Source organism: uncultured Microbacterium sp. (genome assembly GCF_963521695.1).
Taxonomy (GTDB): domain Bacteria; phylum Actinomycetota; class Actinomycetes; order Actinomycetales; family Microbacteriaceae; genus Microbacterium.
The window spans coordinates 1-3,271 of the sequence record NZ_CAUQWC010000304.1; the positions used below are offsets into that span (position 1 = coordinate 1).

A 3,271-nucleotide genomic window follows, 5' to 3' on the forward strand; every position below is an offset into this window, starting at 1 on the left:
CACCACCTTCACCGATGCGCTCGCCGCGGGCCGTCCGTCGCGCCCGCTGCCCGCCCCGGTGCGTCGTGCCAAGGCCTACGTGGATGCGCACGCCGCCGAGCCCGTCGTGCTGGCCGACATCGCCCAGGCGGCGCGGCTGTCTCCGCGGGGACTGCAGTACGCCTTCCGCGCCGCGACCGGCCGCACGCCGATGCAGTACCTGCGCCGGGTGCGCCTCGATGCCGCGCGCGCGGAACTGCGCAGCGCCGATCCGTCGGTCGAGACGGTCGCCGCCATCGCCGCGCGCTGGGGCTTCTCGAACCTCGGACGCTTCGCCGCGGTGTACCGCGGCGAGTTCGGCGAGACGCCCTCCACCACGCTGCGCTCCTGACACCGGCCGCCGCTCCGGCTCGGAGCGGGCGCGGCGGGGCGGTGCGAAGCGGAGGGGATCCGGTGAGCGGAGGGTCGCCACCGGGTGTCGGCATCCTCCTATCCCGGTATCTCCTCCCGTCGCCGTTCCCGCACGGCGAGGAGCGCAGGCCCGCACCGCCCGCGGCCGGATCCACCGCGAGCGTCGACCCGTCCGGTACCGGTCGCGCAGGCGTGCTCGGGGGCGTCAGCGAGTGTTCGCGGTCAGTGGCCCGCGCCCAGGCCTCCGGTGAGGCGCCCGTGGAACCGCCGAGCCGCAGTGTTCATCCCCTCGAGCTCCACGGTGGTGCCGAGGTGCGCGTACTTCGTCTGCACGGCATCCAGCGCCGCCACCGTCGAGGCGTCCCACACGTGCGAGCGCGACAGGTCGATGACGACTCGCCGCGGGTCGTGGTGGTACGCGAACTTCGTGGTCAGGTCGTTGCTCGAGGCGAAGAACAGCGCGCCTTCGACGACATAGCGGGCGGTGTCGCCGTCGACCGAGCGCGTCACCGTGGTCAGGTTCGCCACGCGCCGGGCGAACAGCACCGCCGCCGCGATCACGCCCACACCGACCCCGATCGCGAGGTTGTGGGTCCAGACCGTGACCGCCACCGTCAGCCCCATCACGACCGTCTCGCTCAGCGGCATCCGGCGCAGCGTCGAGGGGCGGATGCTGTGCCAGTCGAAGGTGGCGACCGAGACGACGATCATCACGGCGACGAGCACCGCCATCGGGATGATGGCCACGATGTCGCCGAACACCAGCACGAGCACGAGCAGGAAGACGCCGGCGAGGAAGGTCGAGATGCGGGTGCGGGCGCCCGAGGCCTTGACGTTGATCATGGTCTGGCCGATCATCGCGCAGCCGCCCATTCCGCCGAAGAGGCCCGACAGCACGTTGGCCGCGCCCTGACCGAGCGACTCTCGCGTCTTCGAGGAGGGGGTGTCGGTGATGTCGTCGACGAGCGCCGCGGTCATGAGCGACTCGAGCAGCCCCACGATCGCCATCGCGACGGCGAACGGGAAGATGATGCCGAGCGTGTCGAGCGTGAACGGCACGTTCGGCATCAGCAGGTTCGGCAGGCTCTCGGGCAGCGCGCCCTGGTCGCCGACCGTCGGCACCGAGATGCCGAACACCACGGCGGCGCCGGTCAGCAGCACGATCGCGACGAGCGGGGCCGGCACGGCCCGGGTGACGCGAGGCAGCAGGTACATGATCAACAGTCCTGCCGCGGCGATCGGATAGACGGCCCACGGCACGCCGATGAGCTGCGGCACCTGGGCGATGAAGATGAGGATCGCCAGTGCGTTGACGAAGCCGACCATGACGCTGCGGGGGATGTAGCGCATGAGCTTGGCCACGCCCAGCAGCCCGAGGATCACCTGCAGGATGCCGCCGAGGATCACGGTGGCGAGAAGGTAGTCGACGCCGTGCTCGCGCGCGACGGGCGCGATGACCAGGGCGATCGCTCCGGTCGCGGCCGAGATCATGGCGGGACGCCCGCCGAGGAAGGCGATCGCGACGGCCATCACGAACGACGAGAACAGGCCGAGCCGTGGGTCGACCCCGGCGATGATCGAGAAGGCGATGGCCTCGGGGATGAGGGCGATGGCCACCACGAGGCCGGCGAGCACCTCGCGCGTGAGTAGCCGCGGCGAACGCAGGGCCTGCAGCACGGTCGGTTCGGGGCGCGGGCGCGCGAGGACGTCGGTCATGGAGATACTCCGGGAGGTGGGAGGGAACCCGCGTCGGCACGGGGAAGAATAGGGGGGTCGCGATCGCGACCGCTACGAACTCTACCGTAACGAGAGGGTTGCGGAACGGGGGATGCCATGACCGCCCACCGACCGATGCAGATCGGCGAACTCGCCGAGCGGACCGGGTTGTCGATCCGCACCCTCCGTCACTACGACGAGATCGGTCTGCTGCGGCCCTCGGCGCGCAGCGACGGGGGCTTCCGCCTGTACACCGCCGACGACGAGTCGCGGCTCCTGTTGATCCGCCGCATGAAGCCGCTGGGATACTCGCTCGAACAGATGGGGGAGCTGCTCGCCGTCGTCGACGGGCTCGACGCCGACCCCGCCGACCGTGCCCTCGCCGGGCGCCTGGGCGACATCCGCGACGAAGCCCTGACGCGACGCGACGACCTGCGACGCAAGCTCGCCGCCGCCGACGAGTTCGTCGCGCAGCTGGAGGCGCGATGACCGCCCACGACCTCGTGCTCGAGGGCCACGGCATCCGTCTCACCCCCGCGCATCCTGACGACGCCGCCGAGGCGTGGGCGCTCACCGACCCCGCGATCTGGGCCGGGATGACGACGGCGTGGCCCGACTCTGCGCAGGCCTACGCCGACCGCGTCGCTCAGCAGCGCGAGACGCCGGGGATGCTCGCGTTCACGGTGCGGGATGCCGAGACCGGCGGCATCCGCGGGGCGACGACGTTCTACGACTATGCGCCGACGCAGGGGCGGGTCGAGGTCGGGACGACGTGGTACGGCCGCGCCTTCCAGGGCGGGAGGACGAACCCCGCGGCGAAGATGCTGCTGCTGGGGCAGGCCTTCGACGCGTGGGGTCTGAACCGTGTGGGGCTGCGGTGCGACGCGCGCAATGCGCGAAGCGCCCGGGCCATCGAGCGTCTCGGGGCCACGCCCGAGGGGCGGCTGCGCCACCACCGCATCGCGTCCGACGGCAGCGTCGGCGACACGCTGTACTTCTCGATCCTGCGCGAGGAGTGGCCGGCGGTTCGCGCCGGGCTCGAGGAGCGCCTGCGCGGCTGAGCCCGTGCCGCGGGCCGTGTTCCACGCCGGCCCGTGCCGGCACGCGTACACGAAGGGAGGAGATCCGGCCGGGGGAGGATGCCGCGGAGTCGATGGGTCCTCCC

The 3,271-nt window shown here is 72.0% G+C and carries 4 protein-coding genes; 3 read left to right on the plus strand and 1 reads right to left on the minus strand.

Features of this window, described 5'->3' with window-relative positions; translation table 11 throughout:
• Nucleotides 1-370: AraC family transcriptional regulator (locus tag RWP81_RS15560; RefSeq protein ID WP_314457626.1), on the plus strand; the 370-nt coding region annotated here is incomplete at its 5' end.
• A 242-nt stretch (nt 371-612) separates the two neighbouring features.
• Here RWP81_RS15560 and RWP81_RS15565 read toward each other — a convergent pair.
• Complete coding sequence (locus tag RWP81_RS15565; protein WP_314457628.1) at nt 613-2,106, minus strand: SulP family inorganic anion transporter; 1,494 nt, start codon at nt 2,104-2,106, stop codon at nt 613-615.
• Between the two features lie 117 nt (nt 2,107-2,223).
• On the opposite strand from RWP81_RS15565, the gene RWP81_RS15570 reads away from it, so the two are divergent.
• The gene (locus RWP81_RS15570) at nt 2,224-2,595 is read left to right on the plus strand and encodes a MerR family transcriptional regulator (protein WP_243224166.1); all 372 of its coding nucleotides are present in this window, start codon (nt 2,224-2,226) and stop codon (nt 2,593-2,595) included.
• A complete protein-coding gene (locus RWP81_RS15575; protein ID WP_314457631.1) occupies nt 2,592-3,167 on the plus strand; it encodes a GNAT family protein in 576 nt (191 codons plus the stop codon). Before RWP81_RS15570 ends, RWP81_RS15575 begins: the two co-directional genes overlap by 4 nt.
• Nucleotides 3,168-3,271 lie beyond the last annotated feature (104 nt).

Coding starts and splice junctions, on each gene's coding strand:
- RWP81_RS15565 (WP_314457628.1), bottom strand. CDS start 2,106: ATGACCGACGTCCTCGCGCGCCCGCGCCCCGAACCGACCGTGCTGCAG.
- RWP81_RS15570 (WP_243224166.1), top strand. CDS start 2,224: ATGACCGCCCACCGACCGATGCAGATCGGCGAACTCGCCGAGCGGACC.
- RWP81_RS15575 (WP_314457631.1), top strand. CDS start 2,592: ATGACCGCCCACGACCTCGTGCTCGAGGGCCACGGCATCCGTCTCACC.